Here is a 20541-nt window from a genome sequence, read left to right on the forward strand (position 1 = left end):
TCGATTTAATTTGTATTTTTGCATGAGCATGTCGTTATTAAGCTGATAAAAATGTTAAAACCGCAGATTTTGAAACTTCAGGGAAATTGACGATATGATTCGAGCGTTAAAAACACAGATATTTTAGATTCATGAGTGAAGAAGATAAAGAGCTGATTTCTGCTGATGATCAATTTGATGCGTCAAGCAACGATGTGGCGGAAGAGAATAGCCATTCGTCTTATAAAGTGCCGGGAGGCGATAAGCCGGATTTTAAATATCAATTGACGGGAATGTACCAAAGCTGGTTTCTGGATTATGCTTCGTATGTAATCCTCGAACGGGCAGTTCCTCATTTGGAGGACGGTTTAAAACCGGTACAGAGACGTATTCTTCACTCAATGAAACGATTGGATGACGGGCGTTATAATAAAGTTGCGAATATTGTCGGACATACAATGCAGTTCCATCCTCACGGAGATGCTTCTATCGGGGATGCTTTGGTGCAATTGGGGCAGAAAGACCTGTTGATCGACTGTCAGGGAAATTGGGGGAATATATTGACAGGAGATAGTGCTGCAGCTCCTCGTTATATCGAGGCGCGGTTATCGAAATTTGCTCTCGATGTCGTGTTTAATCCCAAAACTACGCAATGGAAGCCCTCGTATGACGGGCGGAATAAAGAACCTATAACGCTTCCGGTTAAATTTCCGTTATTATTGGCTCAAGGAGTCGAAGGGATTGCGGTAGGATTGTCATCAAAGATATTGCCTCATAATTTTAATGAGATATTGGATGCTGCAATAGCTTATCTGAGGAATGAACCTTTTGAACTGTTCCCGGATTTTCAGACGGGCGGATTTATCGATGTGACCCGTTATAATGACGGAGAGCGTGGCGGTTCTGTAAAAGTTCGGGCTAAAGTCGAGAAACGGGATAACCGGACTTTGGCAATTACCGAAATCCCTTACGGAAAAACGACGTCGACATTGATTGATTCTATCCTGAAAGCTTTGGAAAAGGGTAAAATAAAAATCCGCAAAGTAGATGATAATACGGCTCAGCATGCTGAAATATTGGTGCATTTGATCCCGGGTACTTCTTCTGATAAGGCTATCGACGCGCTATATGCGTTTACCGATTGTGAAGTAAGTATTTCTCCGAATTGTTGTGTGATTTGTGACAGTAAGCCTCATTTTTTGACGGTGAGCGATGTCCTTCGGCGCAGCGTCGATAATACGGTGCGGTTGCTGGGGGAAGAGTTGAGCATTCAAAAACACGAGTTGGAAGAGACTCTTCATTTTGCTTCGTTGGAAAAGATATTTATCGAAGAGCGGATTTATAAAGATAAAGCTTTTGAGGACAGTACCTCTATGGATATTGCCGTGGCGCATATCGATAAAAGAATAGAGCCTTTTAAACCTTCGTTTGTCAGAGAAGTAACTCGGGAAGATATTTTAAAGCTTATGGAGATAAAAATGGGACGTATCCTTAAATTTAACTCCGAGAAAGCTGAAGAGCAGATTGCTGCGATAAAGACGGATATCGAAGAGATAGAGAATCATTTGGCTCATATCGTAGATTATACGATTCGCTGGTATGAAGCATTGAAGAGTAAATATGGAAAGAATTATCCTCGGCGGACGGTAATCCGGAGTTTCGATACGATCGAGGCTACTAAGGTGGTCGAAGCAAATGAAAAATTGTATATCAACCGCGAGGAAGGTTTTATGGGAACCGGCCTTAAGAAAGACGAGTTTATTTGTAATTGTTCGGATATAGATGATATAATTATCTTTTATAAAGACGGCAAGTATAAGGTCGTTCGGGTAAGCGAGAAAATGTTTATCGGAAAAAATGTGTTGTATATCAATGTATTCAAGAAAAACGATACCCGAACCATCTATAATGTCATATATCGTGACGGGAAAGACGGTCTTCATTATATCAAGCGTTTTGCCGTGACCGGTGTGACTCGTGACAAAGAGTATGATTTGACCCAAGGAAAACCGGGATCTCGGGTTGTTTGGTTTACTGCAAATCCGAATGGTGAAGCTGAAATATTGAAAATTACATTTAAACCCAAACCTCGACTTAAGTGTCTGTTCATCGATAAAGATTTTAGCGACATTGCGATCAAAGGGCGGCAGTCTATGGGGAATATCGTAACTAAAAATGAGATACATAAAATCTCCTTGAAAGAAAAAGGCGGTTCTACGTTAGGAGGACGGCAGGTTTGGTTCGATCGGGATATTTTGCGTCTTAATTATGATGGGCGGGGAGAGTATCTGGGTGAATTTCACGGGAACGACCAGATTCTTGTGATTATGAAGAACGGAGATTTTTGTACCACTTCTTTTGATGCGACTAACCATTATGAAGCGGATATTATGATTATAGAGAAGTATGATTCCGGTAAGACATGGACTGCGGCTTTAAATGATGCAGATCAAGGATATCCTTATTTGAAACGATTCAAGTTAGAGCCGACTCAAAAGAAGCAAAATTTTTTGGGTGAGAATCCTAAATCATCTTTGATTTTACTTACCGATGAATCGTTCCCTCGTTTTGAAGTGGTGTTCGGAGGAAATGATGCTTTCCGAGATCCGTTGATAATCGATGCGGAGGAGTTTATCGGTGTGAAAAGCTTTAAGGCAAAAGGTAAGCGTATATCTACCTATACGGTAGAGACAATCAATGAATTAGAACCTTTGCGTAAGGAGATTCCGCAGCCGGAAGTTCCGGAAGCCGAGTTACCGGATGATACGGATACGGTTACGGGTTCTCAGAGTGAAGGAAATAGCGATATATTGGATGAAATTACCGGTCAAATGAAATTATTTTAAGAATGGGAATCCGGCAGTACCGAGGAATGTTTGTTTTAATGATATTTTTTCTATTCGGAGAAAATATCATGCAGGCTGTTGAAAGAGATAACGATTCGGTGAAGATTGTTCGTCCGGTTGTGGCCTCGACCTATTTCTCTGTCGGAAATAATCAGGTTTACGACACTTACTTGTCGATCAATCGGTATAGCGGTCTTGATGTGGGTATCGGACACGAAAGAATGAGAGTAGCTCCTTTCGGTGCCGGGCGATTGGCTGCACGGCATCTTTTCGAAGTCGATTTTTCAACTACTCGGAATCGTCCCGGAAACGGCATGATGATTACTGGTATGTTTGATTATTCTTTCGGGTTGTATCGGATTTTCCGTTTGCCTTGTAAATTAAAATTGTTGGGAGGCGGGGAGTTGAGTACAAATGTCGGCGGAATATATAATCTCAGAAATTCTAATAATCCGGCGGCGGCAAAGGCTTCGGTCAATGCAGGAGTTTCCGGTATGGCCGTTTATACGTGGCGTGTATCCGGTTATCCGATTACGCTCCGTTATTCAATGTCTTTACCTTTTATAGGAACATTTTTTTGTCCCGGGTACGGACAAACTTATTATGAGATGTTCAGTCTCGGGAATACGAAGGGTATTGTCCATTTCGGCTCTTTTCATAATCAGTTCGATATGAGTAATATGTTTACCGTCGATTTTCCGGTAGGAAGAAGTGCCGTGCGCATCGGGTATAAAAACCGGCTGCGATCTACACACCAGAATCATTTGGTTTATAAAATGTACACACATGTATTTACTGTCGGAATCGCAACGGAGTTTGTAACACGTAGTCAGCGTAGAAAAGTGATGTCGGCAGCTTCTTCGATTTCTGCATTTTATTGATATGGTATACTATGATAGTCAAAGGGCGGATACTTTTTAAATATATTCTCGAATGTCGGGATATGGCGGAATATTTTTCCTCTAATGTGTTTTTGCGAGGTAAAGTTTGTAAAATGCTTAACCGGATTTTTATGGTTTGTTCGTTCGGGATGTTGTTTCTTTTTTCTTCTTGTATTCCCGAATCGGATTTTACAGATGATCCGGAAGGTAATTTTGAGGCTTTGTGGTCTATTATGGACGAAAGATATTGTTTTTTCGATTATAAAAATATAGACTGGAATGAAGTTCATCAACGTTATCGGTCGCGAATTGCACAGAATATGACAGATGAGGAGTTGTTCGGTGTATTGGCGGATATGCTGGCGGAGTTGCAAGACGGGCATGTGAACCTATCCTCTTCGTTCGATATGGCCCGGTATTGGAAATGGTTCGAAGACTATCCGGTAAACTTTAGTGAAGAGATTGTCAATAAATATTATTTGCAGCAGCCCGATTATCAAATAGCCGGAGGTATGAAATATCGTATTTTAGCAAATACGAACATCGGATATATATATTATGCGAGTTTTTCTTCAGGTGTGGGAGAGAGTAATCTGGATCAGATACTTGCTGCGTTTTCGTCTTGTGACGGGATTATTATCGATGTGAGAGACAATAGCGGAGGAATCCTGACGACAGTAAATCGTATAGCCTCTCGTTTTATTACAGAAGATCGGATTTGCGGCTATATTCGACATAAAACCGGTCCGGCTCATGATGCCTTCTCCGATTTTCATGAAATCAGGTTAGAAACAGCTCCTTCTGATCGGATACATTATCTGAAGCCCGTTGCCGTACTGACAAATCGCCGTTGTTATAGTGCAACGAATAATTTTGTATCGGTAATGAAAGAGTTGCCGCAAGTAAAAATTATAGGAGATTATACCGGAGGTGGAAGCGGTCTTCCTGTATCTTCTGAATTGCCGAACGGCTGGTCGGTGCGTTTTTCCGCTTCTCCCATTTATAATGTTAATAAAGAACACACTGAATTTGGGATTGCTCCCGATATTTTTGTGAATATGGCAGATACTCCAGATCGGGATGCGATCATAGAACGTGCGAAGGAATGGATTATGTCTGGAGGTAAATGAGGAAAAAAAGCGAATAATGTTTGCAAATTCATAAACTTCGATTACCTTTGCAAAGCAAAACGCGGATGTGGCGTAATTGGTAGCCGCGCTAGACTTAGGATCTAGTGGCGAAAGCCGTGGGGGTTCGAGTCCCTTCATCCGCACAAAGCCTGTAGAAAATATTCTGCAGGCTTTTGTTTTTTTAGTTAGTCCGGGCCGGCTAAGCTTTAAAAAGAAATTTTGGGTATTTAGCGTCTGTTTAAATTTTCCAATAAAAAATACTATCAGCTCATTTTGCGTTTTCTTCCAATCTTTTTCCCCGTTTTCCCTCGTCAGATAGCCCGCTATCATCCTCCTAAAAACAGAAAAACATACTCGGAAGAAATTCTTAAAACCTGACCCGGGCAAAATTTAAACAGGCTTTTATTCCCTGAATATTTGTGCTCTATTAATCTCTCTTTCGGGGGTATGTTTTCCAATTTCTGTATACCTACATGCTTGTTCGCTTTTTATCGGATGAAAAACACTTTCGAAAAATCATTCTTAAAAAATCCCTATACAGAATTTGAACAGCTTCTAATATGGCAGAATAGCACAATATTAACCTAATGCATACAAATGTTTGTTAAGGTAGAGATAATTTCTATCTTTGTTGTAAAAAAGAGGAGATGTAGGTTTGCCTCGTCGCAATCTAAGCTATTTTTTTTGCGGTTTTGATTGCGATCATGGAAAATATAGATAGTTGATCGTGTCGTTGAGTAAGTATGTTTATACTGATGCTGTTATTGGAAATAAGATCACATTCATATTTTTTTGAATGCTAAATCGGGTTTTATGATAAATTCTAAATTTTCCTATTTATTGCGAAATGGGAAAAATCCCAAATTTGTGTATTATGGGGTTAATTATCTGAGGTTGATAATTCCTAAGTTCTTTTTTCGAATTCGGTTGAAAAAGGAGCTGGAAAAATTAAATAAATCGACAGATAAAGACTATATTATGCAGCGTGTAAACTATTATAATCAACTTGATAGAGATTCCTTATCTTTATCTGCGGCTTATGATAGTTGGAGGGATGAACTTATACCCTTGAGGAGGCAGCCGATGTGTAAACAGAAGGTTTATTTTTTCGATACTTTCGAATATACTCGTTGGTTTCCTCAATCTTTGAAGTGGAAGTTATGCCCGGGTGACTTGGTTTCTGTTCCGAACATTCCGTCTATTGTTAAAAGCCGGCCTCTTGTAGCGGGTAATGAGAATTCGGTTATCATGAAATTGGATAAAGTTCGCCATTTTATTTTTATCAAAGACGAAAAAAGCTTTGTAGAAAAGAAAAATATGGTGGTTTTTCGTGGAAAAATCGGAGTACCCGGGACAAATGGGTTTAAAGAAAATCGTTATCGATTTCTTGAAAAATATTGGGGACACCCTATGTGCAATCTGGGGGAGATCAAAGGGCGGCATCCGAATAAGCAGTGGATAGTGGAAAAAATGACATTGCGACAACACCTTGATTATAAATTTATCTTGTCTTTGGAGGGGAATGATGTAGCAAGTAATTTGAAATGGGTGATGTCGTCTAATTCATTGGCCGTTATGCCCCGACCTACATGTGAGACATGGTTTATGGAAGGGAGACTCATCCCGAATTATCATTATGTAGAGATCAAGCCTGATTTTTCGGATTTGGAAGAGCGGCTTAATTACTATATTGCACATCCTCAAGAAGCAGAAGAGATCATTAGACATGCACATGAATATGTAGAGCAGTTTAAAGATCCGGAAAGAGAAAGACTTGTTTCTTTGTTTGTTTTGAAAAAATATTTTGAAGAAACCAATTCGGTGACATTTTGAAAATAATCGGAAAATTTTGTTTAAGAGGGCTTTGGGACAGGCTCTGAGTATTTGGTTATAGAATAGGGGCGTTTTGTCTTTTATTTGTTTTTTTGTATCGTCGAATGAGGGGGCGTATAATGAAAACCCCTATTAAGATCCCTGCGAAAGCGCCCACCGTGTTTGCTAAAAAGTCGAACCAGTCGGCTGTTCGGTATTCAGTAAAGTATTTTTGGAATAGTTCCATCAGACCACCCCATAAAACGGCAAGTATCCATCCCGATAGCAGTATAGATCCGTCATAGCGTGAAAGCCAACTGGAACGATACACGTCGAAGCAAAAAACGGAAACTAATCCCATATACATTGTAAAATGAACTATTTTGTCTAAATTCTGTATGTTGGGTACATTATATGGAGAGGTAACATGAGAAAGAGAAAGATATAATATAGTGATACCTACCAGCATTGTAGGAATAAACCTCGATAAAAACCGTATTACTTTCATAATTGTTATATTGATTAAGTGTCTGTCTAAATTTTCCGATAAGGAAATATTGTCAGGTCATCTTCGTGTTTTTTTTGATCTGTTTTCTCGTTTTCACTTGTCAGATAGCTCGCTATCATTTGCGTAAGAACAGAAATTCCCGGAAAGAACTTTTTTAGCCTGAACCGATCAAAATTTAGACAAACTCTGATGTTGCAAAGATAGTATATTTTATATGGCGAATTTTGTTTTTTACGCACTTTAGCTTCTTTTTTACTTCTTATTTATTCTGATTTGTTGCAAGAATTAATTTTTATGGGGTTAAATGTGATAAAAAGATATATAAATGTTATTTTTGTATTAATGTAATTTAAACTGGGAGTTTATGGCAAAACGAGCGACATTTGTTACAAAATTGGGTGTTATTGCTGCTACTGTGGGATCTTCTGTCGGATTGGGAAATATTTGGAGGTTTCCTTACGAAACCGGGCAAAACGGGGGTGCTGCATTTCTGTTGGTGTATATTCTTTGTGTATTGTTTTTAGGATTGCCTGTCATGCTTGCCGAGTTTGTCGTAGGACGTAGTGCCAAGGCAAATGTGAACCGTTCGTTCTTGAAATTAGCTCCCGGAACACATTGGAATATCATCGGGTATATGGGGGTATTTGCTCCGGTGTTTATTATGGGTTTTTATTCTGTGATTGCCGGATGGACATTAGATTATGTTTATCAGGCGGCTACTTTCGGGATGAGTCAGAAAAGCCCCGAATATTTTGCTACTGCTTTTACCGAATTTACGGCATCGCCTATTCGTCCGTTATTTTGGATATTTCTATTTCTCGGGATGAATTATTTTATTGTTTCAAGAGGGGTCAGTGACGGGATAGAGCGTGCTTCTAATATTTTAATGCCATTACTTTTTGTAATATTGATAGCTTTTTGCGTACGGTCGCTCTTCTTGCCCGGAGCAAAGGAAGGGCTTTCTTTCTTGTTTTATCCGGATTTTTCGAAGATCGATTCAGGAGTAGTGTTACGGGCTATGGGGCAGGCATTTTTTTCATTGAGTTTAGGAATGGGCACGCTGATAACGTATGCTTCATATTTTTCCGATAAAACTTCGTTGCCTAAGACAGCGGTTACGGTAGCTTCTTTAGATACTTTTGTCGCTGTATTGGCCGGAGTCATTATTTTCCCGGCGGTGTTTTCTTTTGGAATAAGCCCTTCTCAAGGTCCGGAGTTGATTTTTATTACATTGCCGAATGTATTTCAACAAATACCGGGCGCTTATATCTGGTCTGTATTATTCTTTGTTCTCATTACGGTTGCAGCTCTGACCTCTACTATTTCGTTGTGTGAAGTCGCTATCGCTTTTTTGCATGAGGAATTTCATTTTACACGTCGTCGGGCATCGCAAATTCTCATTTTTATCTGTCTGGTGATGAGTACTCTTTGTTCATTATCATTCGGCCCGTTGAGCGATTTTTATATTTTAGGTTTTTCCATATTTAATTTTTGTGACTTTTTAGCTTCGAATATATTGTTGCCTGCAGGAGGAATGCTTATCTCTATATTTGTCGGATGGAAACTTGACCGGCAATTTATAAAAGAAGAATTAAGTAATCACGGGGTTTCTCGTGTATGGTATTTTGGTATATTGATGTTTTGTATGCGCTTTGTCGCACCCGTAGCTATATTTTTGATTTTTTTATCCGGACTTGGATTATTTTAGATGAAGGAACCTGAAAAATATCGTTTTTGGAATTTCAGTCGAGGAGAACGTTTTGCCGTAATCTTATTATTATGCAGCATTGCGATACTTCTTGTCGTGCGTTTTTATGGTACAACAAGACAGGTCGATCCGGAAACATCTGATTTCGAGCAGTTCGAAACCGAAATATCTGACTTTAGGAAGCAAATTTCAATCAAGAAGGATACTGTTCGACATAAGAAAAATTCCGGTAGAAAGAAAGCAACTCCTGTGTATCGTCCTCAAGAGCAATCGTTTGCCCCGGTCGAACGGGAATCTTTAGAGAATACCGTGCAAAATCAGAATTCCGGAAATTGAGTAGTGGAGTTCTGTGCTTACGTAAATAAGCAAATAGTTAGGATTTCGGATTATGAAGAAAGCCTATTTTGTAATTTGTACGAAAATATACATTGTCTCGGATAGACTTTTTAAATAAAAAGGTCTATCTTCGTTCATTATAAATAAAAAGATCGTTTATGAATGTTGTTTGCAACAAACCTTCATTTACTATAAACCTGAACGGGGATGTGGTAGCTCTGACTCCGCCTTTGGTAATGGGGATATTGAATGTTACTCCCGATTCGTTTTATGCCGGAAGTCGTTGTAATACCGAAACTGCTGTAATATCTCGTGTGAGAGAGATTGTCGAACAGGGTGGTGCGATTATCGATATAGGGGCTTACTCTTCTCGATCTCAGGCAGAGGATGTCCCGGAAGAAGAAGAGATGAACCGTTTATCACGAGCTCTTTCGCTGATTCGGTCGGTATATCCGGATGTTTATATTTCTGTAGATACCTTTCGTGCAGAGGTAGCCCGTCGTTGTGTAGAGGAATTCGGGGTGTCGATGATTAATGATATATCGGGAGGAGAATTGGATGATAAAATGTTTGAAACTGTTGCCTCTCTCGGTGTACCGTATATATTGATGCACATGCGCGGGACTCCCCGAACCATGCAGGAATATACGAATTATGGCGACATCATTGCCGATTTGTTGATGTATTTTTCTGAAAAGACGGATAAACTCCGGTTGATGGGTGTGAATGATATTATTATAGACCCCGGCTTCGGATTTAGTAAAACGTTAGATGATAACTATTTATTGATGAATGGATTGTCTGAGTTCCAAGTGTTGGGATTCCCTGTCTTGGCAGGAATATCTCGAAAATCCATGATCTATAAATTGTTGGGAACATCTCCGGAAGAGAGCCTGAACGGTACGACTGTACTGAATACTCTTGCTTTGTTGGGAGGTGCGGATATATTACGTGTACATGATGTCAAAGAAGCTGTGGAAACAGTGAAGATCGTTACGAAAACTTTAACAACAAGATAGTTTATGTTTGTTCATTTCGGAATAAAAGATGCTTTAGATATTTTGCTTGTCGGCTTGTTGCTCTATAATATCTACAAGATGATGAAAGATTCCGGCACGATCAATATTTTTGCCGGTGTTATGGCCTTTATCGGAGTTTGGGTCGTTGTTACTCGGATTTTGGATATGCGTTTGCTCGGGGCGATAATGGATAAGCTGGTAAGTGTCGGGGTCTTGATTTTAGTTATTTTGTTTCAAGATGAAATCCGTCGTTTTCTTGTCGAATTGGGATCTCATAAACGATGGCGGTTCTTTTTCAGATTATTCCTCCCCGATAAAGAAAAAAATACAGATCAGCAATCTTATATCATGCCTTTGGTGTATGCGTGTATGAATATGTCCAAGACCAAAACCGGTGCTCTTATCGTAATACAGAAAGATATGGCGCTTACAGCTTATGAGCAGACGGGAGATATTATAAATGCCGATGTCAATTCGCGTCTTATAGAAAATATTTTCTTTAAGAACAGTCCTTTGCATGACGGAGCTATGATTATTGCGGATAATCGTATTGTGGCGGCTGCCTGCATATTGCCAGTGTCTCATAATAACGATATTCCTAAGTCTTTGGGATTAAGGCATCGTTCGGCATTGGGTATTACTCAAGAGTCGGATGCTACGGCTGTTATCGTATCGGAAGAAACCGGAAACATTTCGGCTGCACGTAATGGTAAATTGCACTTGCGTCTTTCTGGTAAGGACTTGGAACATTTTTTGTCCGAAACTGCAGAATAATTGTTATTTCAAGGACGTAGAATCGTAATTTTTGGTGAGATAATTAAGTAATTGTATATTTATATGTTTAATAAATGTAATAAATAAAAAGGGAAAATTAAATGGTCATAACGAACGAATCTTTTTATTTTTGCAGCGTACTATGAGAAGTTTTCGTTATATATTGGCTGTTTCGTTGTCTCTGCTGATCGTTTTTGCGGGAGTAGGGGTTTCTATTATGCACTATTGCTGTCCCGGATGTGAAGCGGAACAGAAATGCTGTGTTGCCGGTTGTGAAAAATGCCGTGATACAAATTCTTTATCGAATGACTCTTGTGGGGATGAAGGATGTTCTGCCACTGTTTATAAGGTAGATTTGGTGAAACAGTCTTGTGGATGTTCTGTTTCTGTTCCTTTTGCGCAAATTCTCTGTTATTTGTCGCCAGATGTGAAAAAAAATCTTTCATCTGTTGATTCCGAACGTGTCGAGATACGGGATATTCCTCCTAATCCGGTATGTACACGTTATTATCTTGCTCTTTATTCAGTTTTTCTTATTTAGAATTTATTGTGGGGGGATAAGCAAATGTCTCTTTGGGAAGAGTCTGCTTGTTCCTGTGCAGCGTGTCTTGAGTTATTTTAAGATGCGTGATTTTGTATTTCCCCTATTGCAAGTCGAGTTGCCGGACATATCTCAATGAACGGGAAAGGCTTTGTGATTATGGGCGTTATGGAAAGACTGAGTTTTTGAGTAATAAATAAACTGTCATATATGAAATATATATTTTTAATATTTTTCTTTTTGCTTTTGTACCCGGTACAGGCTAAGGTAAGGGGTGTTGTTAAAGATAGTGCAGGAGCGCCGTTACCCGGAGCTAATGTAGCATGGGTCAATACAAAGATTTTTACGGTTACTGCCGAAGACGGAAGCTTTTCTGTTGATAAACCTAAGGATAGCGAAACGTTGGTTATTAGTTATATAGGGTTTGAAAATGATACGATCCATGTCGATAGTGAAAATGTAAAATTGGAAATAGTTTTACGTGAGGGATTGTCTTTAGGCGAGGTTAATGTCGTAAGACGCAGGTTCGGAACTACGAAATTAAGAAGTAGTGCCATGAATGTCGATATTATCAGTAGTGCAGAATTAAGTCGTGCGGCATGTTGCAATTTGGGTGAAAGTTTTGTAACAAATCCATCTGTCGATGTGAGTTATTCAGATGCTGCCACGGGTGCGAAGCAAATTAAATTATTGGGGTTGTCCGGTACATACGTGCAGATGATGACCGAGAATATCCCTAATTACAGAGGTGCTGCAGCTCCTTATGGGTTGGGATATGTTCCCGGACCGTGGATGCAGAGTATTCAGGTGAGTAAAGGTAGTTCGTCTGTCAAAAACGGATACGAGTCTATTACAGGACAGATTAATGTCGAATTTAAAAAACCTCAGTTGCCGGAGGCTGACTGGGTTTCTGCCAATCTGTTTGCCAGCAGTACGGGGCGTTATGAGGCCAATGCCGATGCTACATTAAAGCTGTCTAAGCGTTGGAGTACTTCGCTTTTAGCTCATTATGAAAATGAAACGATGGCTCATGATGCCAATCATGACGGTTTTGCGGATATTCCTCGAGTAGAGCAATATAATCTTTGGAATCGTTGGGCGTATATGGGGGATCATTATGTTTTTCAAGCCGGTATTAAAGCTCTTTCTGAATGGCGGAATAACGGTCAGGTAAATCATGGTGGAAATCCGGGACAGGAATTGTATAAAATCGGAATCGATACTCGACGCTATGAAGCTTTTACCAAAAACGCTTATATCTTTAATAAAGAAAAGAATACGAATCTGGCTCTTATTCTCCAAGGAACTTTTCATAATCAGGATGCCGTTTATGGGCATAAACTTTATGATGTGGATCAGACCAATGTGTATGCTTCGTTATTGTTCGAGACTGAATTTAGTAAACAGCATAGCCTCTCTACCGGTTTGAGCTTTAATTATGACGGATATGATCAGCGATACCGTTTGACGAACGATGTAGAGCTCCCTCGTCTTAAATCTTTTGAAAAGGAATCTGTTCCGGGAGCTTATGTGCAATATACCTATAATTTGGAAGATAAATTGATACTTATGGGTGGAATACGGGGAGATTACAGTAGTATGCACGGTTTTTTTGTTACCCCTCGGGCACATGTCAAATATAATCCGAATGAGTTTGTAAATTTCCGTCTTTCGGCAGGGAAAGGATATCGAACCAATCATGTGTTGGCAGAAAATAATTATTTGCTTGCCAGCAGTCGAAAAGTAAGAATTTCCGGAGATTTGGATCAAGAGGAGGCTTGGAATTACGGAGCAAGTATTTCGTCGTATATCCCTTTGTTCGGTAAGACCTTGAACCTTAATGCAGAATATTATTATACGGATTTTTTGAAGCAAGTAGTTGTAGATATGGATACAGATCCGCATGAAATAGCATTTTATAATCTGAACGGACGTTCTTATTCTCATGTTTTTCAGGTTGAGGCGAATTATCCTCTTTTCAAAGGCTTTACTCTTACGGCGGCTTATCGTTTTACAGATGCGAAGACTACTTATAACGGAGAGCTTAAAGAAAGACCTTTGACAAGCAGGTATAAAGGACTGGTGACGGCATCCTATAAGACACCTCTTGAAATATGGCAATTTGATGCGACTCTTCAGTTGAACGGAGGCGGTCGGATGCCGAGTCGGTATATTCTGGAAGATGGGACTCCTTCATGGAGTGCCCGCTATGGTTCTTTTGAGCAGCTTAGCGTGCAAATTACACGTTATTTCCGTCGTTGGTCTATTTATGTGGGCGGAGAGAACCTGACGAATTTTAAACAGAAAAATCCGATTATCGATGCGGCCAATCCGTGGGGAGAAAATTTTGACTCTACGATGATATGGGGGCCTGTACACGGGGCGAAAGCTTATATAGGAATTCGTTTTAACTGGGCTCGAAATTAGAGAAATCAATATGTTTAATAAAAAAGGAATAAAGTTATGAAAGCGAAAAGATTTACAGCCGTTTTAGTAATGGCATTATTGAGTGTGACGGTGATTGTGGCGAAAGATCTCCGGATAGTCGTGTTTAAAGTTCCTCAAATGTATTGCGAAAATTGTGAACGGAAAGTAAAAGACAATATCCGTTTTGAGAAAGGAGTAAAAGAGATCTCTACCGATTTAAAAGAAAAGACGGCTTCGATTACCTATGATGCTGATAAAACGACTGTTGAAAAATTGAAAGAAGGATTCAAAAAGTTCAATTATGAGGCAGAATTTGTAAAAGAAACCAAGAAAGAGAAAAAGAAATAAAGCTGTATTATATGATGAAACATGGCTATCGATAAAGAGCCATTCTAAATTTTCATTAAACTAAAAGCCGCCATTTTAATCGTAAAATGACGGCTTTTTGCTGTTAAAATTTATTTCTCTGCCAGTGCAATAATTTTATCTATGGCTACGGATATTCCTTCCGGATTTTTCCCTCCGGCTTGAGCAAAATGAGGCTGTCCACCACCACCTCCTTGTATATATTTTGCTCCTTCACGAACGAGAGCCGATGCATTAAGCCCTGCAGAAACAAGGTCATCGCTTAACATTACGGTAAGTAACGGCTTGTTTTTCTCATCTACTGTTCCTGCAACGAATAAAAGGTGTTCGGGAACTTCACCTCGTATTTGGAAAGCAATATCTTTTACTACCTCTGCCGGAGTTGCGGCTTTGAGGAGTATGATTTTCATTCCCGAACGTTCTTTCATATTTTTCAGTAGAGATTCTTTCATCAAAGCGACTTTTTCTTTGATAAATTCTTCTGTCCGTTTTTTCAAATCAGCATTTTCATCTATCGCTTTTCTGATCGCAGCGGTAATATCCGGAACATTGTTGAAAATTTGTCGGATTGTTTTTAATGTGTCTTGTTGGAAATCGACCAGCTCTTCGGCTTTTGCAGCGGAGACAGCCTCAATACGACGTACGCCGGCAGCGATAGAACTTTCGGAAATGATACGGATCATACCGATATTTCCTGTATTTGCAACGTGAGTACCTCCACAGAGTTCGATAGAAGAACCGTACTGGATAACTCGAACCTCATCTCCGTATTTTTCTCCGAATAGCGCCATTGCTCCCATTTGTTTTGCTTCTGCAATAGGAACATTGCGGTGCTCGTTCAAAGGGATAGCTTGACGAACTTTCCGATTAGCAAGTTGTTCTACCAATCGCAATTCTTCATCAGTTACTTTTTGGAAATGAGAAAAATCGAAACGCAGTATATCGGGCGTTACCAATGATCCTTTTTGTTCTACATGTGTGCCGAGTACCGTGCGAAGAGCTTCATGCAGCAGATGAGTCGCCGAGTGATTGCAAGCTGTTGCAAGTCTGGCTTCTTTATTGATAACCGCCCGAAGTGTAGCGGTGATGTCTTTCGGGAGCTTTTCGCTGATGTGAATACTCAGGTTATTTTCTTTTTTCGTATTGATTATTTTTATCGTTTCGCCTTCGCCGGTTAAAGTTCCGGTATCACCTACCTGTCCTCCGCTTTCTGCGTAGAACGGGGTCTGATCGAGAACGATTTGATATAATTCTTTATTTTTTTGTTTGATTTTACGATAACGGAGTATTTCTGCATCACATTCGGTAAAATCGTATCCGATAAAACGAGGTTCACCTTCTTTTACGATTACCCAGTCTCCGGTTTCGATAGCAGCAGCGTTTCGTGCCCGTTCTTTTTGCTGTTGCATTTGAGCATCAAATTCTTTTGTATCTACCGATAATCCGTTTTCTTTAAGAATCAATTCGGTGAGGTCGAGCGGGAATCCGTAAGTGTCGTAAAGAGTAAATGCGTCTTTTCCATTGATGCAATCCATTCCGGCTTCTTTGGTGTCTGCCATTACTTTGTCCAACAATTTCATCCCGGTAGCAAGAGTGCGTAAGAAAGATTCTTCTTCTTCTTTAATGACTTTCTCGATCAATATCTTTTGAGAAATTAATTCAGGGTAGGCATCTCCCATCGTATCGATAAGAGTCGGTATGAGCGTATATATAAACGCTTGATGTTGACCGAGGAATGTGTACCCGTAACGTACGGCACGGCGAAGGATGCGACGAATTACATATCCTGCTTTAGCATTTGACGGTAATTGTCCGTCGGTGATAGAAAACGCTATGGTGCGCACATGGTCGGCAATAACCCGCATGGCAATATCGGCTTGCCGGTCTTCTCCGTATTTTTTGCCGCATAGTTGCCCGATTGCTCTGATTATCGGCTGGAATACATCGGTGTCATAGTTCGATGTTTTTCCTTGTAGAGCCATGCAAAGGCGTTCAAATCCCATTCCGGTATCGATAACTTTGGCCGGCAGAGGTTCGAGAGATCCGTCGGCTTTACGGTTGTATTGCATGAATACGAGATTCCATATCTCTATTACTTGAGGATGACTCTCATTTACCAACGTTACACCGTCTATTTGAGCCCGCTCTGCATCGCTTCGCAAATCGATGTGTATTTCGGAACAAGGACCGCAAGGGCCGGTATCGCCCATTTCCCAAAAATTATCTTTACGGTTTCCGTTTATGATATGAGAAGCGGGGAGATGTTTTTCCCAATACGATGCTGCTTCGTTGTCACGTTCCAGACCTTCGGGGGCGTAACCTTCGAATACGGTGGCATATAATCTGTCCGGATCTATTTTGAGAATATCCACAAGGTATTCCCAAGCCCAGTCTATAGCTTCTTTTTTAAAATAATCTCCGAACGACCAGTTCCCCAGCATTTCGAACATAGTGTGGTGATATGTATCCAATCCTACTTCTTCGAGATCATTGTGTTTTCCACTGACCCGAAGACATTTTTGAGAGTCGGCGACCCGTTTGTAACGTGCCGGAACATTTCCGAGAATAATATCTTTAAACTGGTTCATTCCTGCATTGGTGAACATCAATGTGGGATCATCTTTTATTACCATGGGAGCGGAAGGAACGATCTGGTGTCCCTTGGAGTTGAAAAAGCTCTTGAACGATTCGCGAATTTCCTTAGCTGTGAGCATATTTAATGATTTATAGTTTACGTTTATTAAGCAGTTGTTTTTCAGTAGAGCCGATAAATAAGTCTGTCGTTATTTAATATTCTGAAAAACAGTTTGCAAAAATAGCCTAAAATATTATTTTTGTGGCTATTGTTGCGCAAAAAATTACTAAGAGCCTGTTTAAAAATTCCGGTAAAGTAGTTTTGTCGTTTTTTTTCAGGCTTGTTTTCGGTCTGTTTCCCTGTTTTTTAGTTTGCTGTTAAAAATATGTTTTTTCAGGAAAGACAGGTATTAATATATCGGTATTTTGCGTTTTATAGAACGGGGACGGTATGTCTTGCCGGTGATTATGACCCGAATGTATTGAGCAAAATGTTATGAGAAAAAAAGTCTTTTATGTATATAATCCCAATACGTTGAGTTATGAACGGGTGTATCCATCGTTCAGAAAACGTATGGCTACGGTTTTTCGTCATTTGTTGAGCGGAATTATATTGGGAGGAATTTTGTTTTCGGTGTTGAACTATTTTGTGGACTCTCCCCGTGAGAAAATGTTGAAACGGGAGAATCAGCAGATGCGGTCTCAATATAAGTTGCTTTCTCGTCGTTTGGATGAGGCACTGGATGTGATGGCCGATGTAAGAGAAAGGGATGCAAATCTGTATCGGGTTATTTTGCAAGCAGATCCGATTAGTGCAGCGGTATGGAATGCCGGAACGGATAATGTGTCCCGTTATCAGGATCTGATGAACCTTTCGGATGCAGATTTGGTTGTTGCTACGACACAGAAGGTCGAACAACTTAATCGGCAGCTATATGTACAGACTAATTCGATTAATGAACTGGTGAAATTGGGACAGCAGAATGAAGATAGGATAAATTGCTTGCCGGCCATTCAGCCTGTGTCGAACAAAGATTTGAAGCGAACGGCTTCGGGATATGGGCTGCGCATAGACCCTATTTATAAAACCCGTAAATTTCATGAGGGGATGGATTTTGCCGCAGATATCGGAACTCCGGTATATGTTACGGGAAACGGTACGGTTGTCGAGACTGGTTGGAAACAGGGGTATGGAAAAACGATTGTCATCAATCATGGGTATGGATATAAAACCCGTTATGCTCATTTGAGCCATATTTCTGTGCGGAACGGACAAAAGGTTATTCGGGGAGAGGAGATCGGTTTAGTGGGAAATACCGGTAAATCGACAGGCCCTCATCTTCACTATGAAGTAATTTATAAAGGCAAACATGATAATCCGATTAACTATTATTTCTTTGATTTGAGTCCTGCTGACTATGACCGCATGATACAGATTGCCGAAAATCAAGGACGGGTAATGGATTAATTTTTGAAGAATGGATACGGAGAAGAAACAGAAACGGATTTATTATACAATCGGAGATGTCGCTGAATATTTCGGGGTAAACGAATCTACTCTCCGGTATTGGGAAGACGAGTTTGATATTATTACACCTCATCGTTCTTCAAGGGGTGTACGTTTTTATAATCAGGAAGATATTGATAATGTCCGGTTAGTCTATTATCTATTGAAGGAGAAAGGCCTGACCCTTGCCGGCGCAAAGAAACAGTTAAGAGAAAACCGATCTGGGGTTATCCGGAGTAATGAGATCATATCACGTTTAAAGAGTGTTCGTGAAGAGCTTTGCGGAATACGGAATGAGTTGGCAAAAATCGATGTTTCCGGTCACAATGAATCGGATGAGGCTGATTTGTGATTTTTTATTGTAAAACTTATACAGGCGGTTTTTCTTTATTTTTTACTGGTCCGGTTTTGAATGATAACAAAAGCCACAGGAATTTCTGTCGGAGATTTCTTGTGGCTTTTGTTATATTTATAAATATATTACATCCCTGTATAGGAGTGTGGTGTGATGGTTTTCAATTCGGCCTTGATATTGTCCGAAACATTCAAAGTATCGATAAACGCATGTATAGCTTCTTCATTTATGATACCGTTGGTGCGGGTCAAAGCCTTTAATGCTTCATAAGGTTTAGGATACCCCTCGCGGCGAAGAACTGTTTGAATACCTTCTGCTACGACACTCCACATGTTGTCGAGATCGTTGTAAATTGCTTTTTCATTAAGAAGCAGTTTCCCGAGCCCTTTCATCGTGCTTTGCAGTGCGATGAGCATGTGGGAGAGGGGTACACCGATATTCCGTAGTACGGTAGAATCGGTCAAGTCTCTTTGCAATCGTGAGATCGGTAATTTTGAAGCAAGATGTTCGAGTATGGCATTTGCTATTCCGAGATTTCCTTCAGAGTTTTCGAAATCGATCGGATTGACTTTATGCGGCATGGCAGAAGAGCCGACTTCTCCCTCCTTGATCTTCTGTTTGAAATATTCCATAGAAATATATTGCCAGAAATCCCGGTCAAGGTCGATCAGAATAGTGTTTATTCGACGCATTCCGTCAAATAAAGCGGCTAAATTGTCGTAATTGGATATCTGGGTAGTCCATGCTTCACGTTCGATGCCTAACTTTTCTTTAAGAAACCGAGCTCCGAAATTTTTCCAATCATATTCCGGATAAGCCAGATGGTGAGCGTTGAAGTTGCCGGTGGCCCCTCCGAATTTTCCGCTGATAGGAATCTGTTTTAAGGCGTTCAGCTGTTGTTCGAGGCGGTAAACGAAGACCATCATTTCTTTTCCCAGACGAGTGGGTGATGCCGGTTGTCCGTGAGTTTTTGCCAGCATAGGAATATCTTTCCATGCTTCGGCATACTCTTTTGCCATACCGATCATTTGTTCGAGCATCGGATAATAAACTTGTTCCAGAGCTTCTTTTATAGATAGAGGAACAGAAGTGTTATTGATGTCTTGAGATGTCAGTCCGAAGTGTATGAATTCTTTGTATGCTTCAAGTCCTCCTAACGCATCGAACTTTTCTTTGATAAAATATTCTACGGCTTTTACATCATGATTTGTGACCGATTCGATTGCTTTGATTCGTTCGGCATCGGTTACTGTAAAATCATTGTACATCGCTCTTAATTTCGGAAAAATATCAGAGTTTATATTTGCCAGTTGCGGTAGAGGGAGCTCACATAGAGCAATGAAATATTCGATTTCTACACGTACCCTGTAACGGATAAGGGCAAATTCTGAAAAATATTCGGAAAGTGGGGCGGTTTTACCCCGATAACGCCCGTCAACGGGCGAGATTGCAGTAAGGGTTGTCAGTTCCATAAGAAGGTTTTTCATTTTCTTTTGCAAAAGTAACTTATCTGTCTGATTTCCCCAAAAAAAAACGTTTTTTTGCAGAAAAAGGAAGATTTTGTTTTGAGGTTAAAAAAAATGTCTTACCTTTGCCTCGCTTTTGATAAGCAATCCTCCGGGCGTTTAGCTCAGCTGGTTCAGAGCATCTGCCTTACAAGCAGAGGGTCGGCGGTTCGAATCCGTCAACGCCCACCTTTAAATTTATTATTTCACCGAAAGATTTTCGGGCGTTTAGCTCAGCTGGTTCAGAGCATCTGCCTTACAAGCAGAGGGTCG

General features: G+C 40.2%; 16 protein-coding genes and 2 tRNA genes. 15 read left to right on the forward strand and 3 right to left on the reverse strand.

Translation table 11 applies throughout. The annotated features are described in order from the left end of the window. Nucleotides 1–131 precede the first annotated feature (131 nt). From AC0UMU_RS04505 to AC0UMU_RS04525, 5 genes are all read left to right on the forward strand, one after another. Nucleotides 132–2825, forward strand: coding sequence for a DNA gyrase/topoisomerase IV subunit A (locus tag AC0UMU_RS04505; RefSeq protein WP_288640083.1), 2694 nt, complete (start codon nucleotides 132–134; stop codon nucleotides 2823–2825). A 2-nt stretch (nucleotides 2826–2827) separates the two neighbouring features. Beyond that, nucleotides 2828–3706: a DUF3316 domain-containing protein gene (locus tag AC0UMU_RS04510; RefSeq protein WP_009319172.1), complete on the forward strand. Its 879-nt coding sequence runs from the start codon at nucleotides 2828–2830 to the stop codon at nucleotides 3704–3706. Nucleotides 3707–3819: 113 nt separating this feature from the next. Then, a complete protein-coding gene (locus AC0UMU_RS04515; RefSeq protein WP_473979883.1) occupies nucleotides 3820–4836 on the forward strand; it encodes a S41 family peptidase in 1017 nt (338 codons plus the stop codon). Between the two features lie 61 nt (nucleotides 4837–4897). Then, nucleotides 4898–4979 (forward strand) — tRNA-Leu (locus AC0UMU_RS04520). A gap of 673 nt (nucleotides 4980–5652) precedes the next feature. Beyond that, nucleotides 5653–6669: a glycosyl transferase family 90 gene (locus AC0UMU_RS04525; protein WP_416241626.1), complete on the forward strand. Its 1017-nt coding sequence runs from the start codon at nucleotides 5653–5655 to the stop codon at nucleotides 6667–6669. 55 nt (nucleotides 6670–6724) lie between these two features. On the opposite strand, the gene AC0UMU_RS04530 is transcribed toward AC0UMU_RS04525, so the two are convergent. Then, the gene (locus tag AC0UMU_RS04530; protein ID WP_009319169.1) at nucleotides 6725–7156 is read right to left on the reverse strand and encodes a VanZ family protein; all 432 of its coding nucleotides are present in this window, start codon (nucleotides 7154–7156) and stop codon (nucleotides 6725–6727) included. Nucleotides 7157–7520: 364 nt separating this feature from the next. Between AC0UMU_RS04530 and AC0UMU_RS04535 the strand changes: the two genes are divergently transcribed. The 7 genes from AC0UMU_RS04535 to AC0UMU_RS04565 all read left to right on the forward strand — a co-directional run bounded on the left by AC0UMU_RS04535 (nucleotide 7521) and on the right by AC0UMU_RS04565 (nucleotide 14309). Beyond that, on the forward strand, nucleotides 7521–8864 hold the full coding sequence (locus AC0UMU_RS04535; RefSeq protein ID WP_009319168.1) for a sodium-dependent transporter: 1344 nt from the start codon (nucleotides 7521–7523) through the stop codon (nucleotides 8862–8864). Next, nucleotides 8865–9200 (forward strand): hypothetical protein, encoded by a 336-nt coding sequence (locus AC0UMU_RS04540; RefSeq protein ID WP_022390497.1) that lies wholly within the window; start codon nucleotides 8865–8867, stop codon nucleotides 9198–9200. It begins immediately after the preceding gene. A 158-nt stretch (nucleotides 9201–9358) separates the two neighbouring features. Then, nucleotides 9359–10219, forward strand: coding sequence for a dihydropteroate synthase (gene folP / locus AC0UMU_RS04545; RefSeq protein ID WP_022390498.1), 861 nt, complete (start codon nucleotides 9359–9361; stop codon nucleotides 10217–10219). Between the two features lie 3 nt (nucleotides 10220–10222). Further along, nucleotides 10223–10993: a diadenylate cyclase CdaA gene (gene cdaA / locus AC0UMU_RS04550; protein ID WP_022390499.1), complete on the forward strand. Its 771-nt coding sequence runs from the start codon at nucleotides 10223–10225 to the stop codon at nucleotides 10991–10993. Between the two features lie 142 nt (nucleotides 10994–11135). Continuing rightward, on the forward strand, nucleotides 11136–11534 hold the full coding sequence (locus AC0UMU_RS04555; RefSeq protein ID WP_022390500.1) for a hypothetical protein: 399 nt from the start codon (nucleotides 11136–11138) through the stop codon (nucleotides 11532–11534). A gap of 210 nt (nucleotides 11535–11744) precedes the next feature. Continuing rightward, nucleotides 11745–13961: a TonB-dependent receptor gene (locus tag AC0UMU_RS04560; protein WP_473979881.1), complete on the forward strand. Its 2217-nt coding sequence runs from the start codon at nucleotides 11745–11747 to the stop codon at nucleotides 13959–13961. A 36-nt stretch (nucleotides 13962–13997) separates the two neighbouring features. Then, complete coding sequence (locus AC0UMU_RS04565) at nucleotides 13998–14309, forward strand: heavy-metal-associated domain-containing protein (RefSeq protein WP_009319161.1); 312 nt, start codon at nucleotides 13998–14000, stop codon at nucleotides 14307–14309. Between the two features lie 110 nt (nucleotides 14310–14419). On the opposite strand, the gene alaS is transcribed toward AC0UMU_RS04565, so the two are convergent. Beyond that, nucleotides 14420–17041: an alanine--tRNA ligase gene (gene alaS, locus AC0UMU_RS04570; protein WP_278585384.1), complete on the reverse strand. Its 2622-nt coding sequence runs from the start codon at nucleotides 17039–17041 to the stop codon at nucleotides 14420–14422. 356 nt (nucleotides 17042–17397) lie between these two features. Between alaS and AC0UMU_RS04575 the strand changes: the two genes are divergently transcribed. Together AC0UMU_RS04575 and AC0UMU_RS04580 are read left to right on the forward strand one after the other, a co-directional pair. Then, a complete protein-coding gene (locus AC0UMU_RS04575; RefSeq protein ID WP_009319159.1) occupies nucleotides 17398–18369 on the forward strand; it encodes a M23 family metallopeptidase in 972 nt (323 codons plus the stop codon). Between the two features lie 10 nt (nucleotides 18370–18379). Beyond that, nucleotides 18380–18760 (forward strand): MerR family transcriptional regulator, encoded by a 381-nt coding sequence (locus AC0UMU_RS04580; RefSeq protein ID WP_473979882.1) that lies wholly within the window; start codon nucleotides 18380–18382, stop codon nucleotides 18758–18760. Nucleotides 18761–18888: 128 nt separating this feature from the next. Here AC0UMU_RS04580 and purB read toward each other — a convergent pair whose 3' ends face one another. Continuing rightward, the gene (purB, locus tag AC0UMU_RS04585) at nucleotides 18889–20235 is read right to left on the reverse strand and encodes an adenylosuccinate lyase (RefSeq protein WP_288640108.1); all 1347 of its coding nucleotides are present in this window, start codon (nucleotides 20233–20235) and stop codon (nucleotides 18889–18891) included. Nucleotides 20236–20382: 147 nt separating this feature from the next. Between purB and AC0UMU_RS04590 the strand changes: the two genes are divergently transcribed. Continuing rightward, nucleotides 20383–20457: transfer RNA gene (locus AC0UMU_RS04590), tRNA-Val, on the forward strand. Nucleotides 20458–20541: the final 84 nt, after the last annotated feature.

It is taken from the genome of Coprobacter fastidiosus (genome assembly GCF_982245605.1).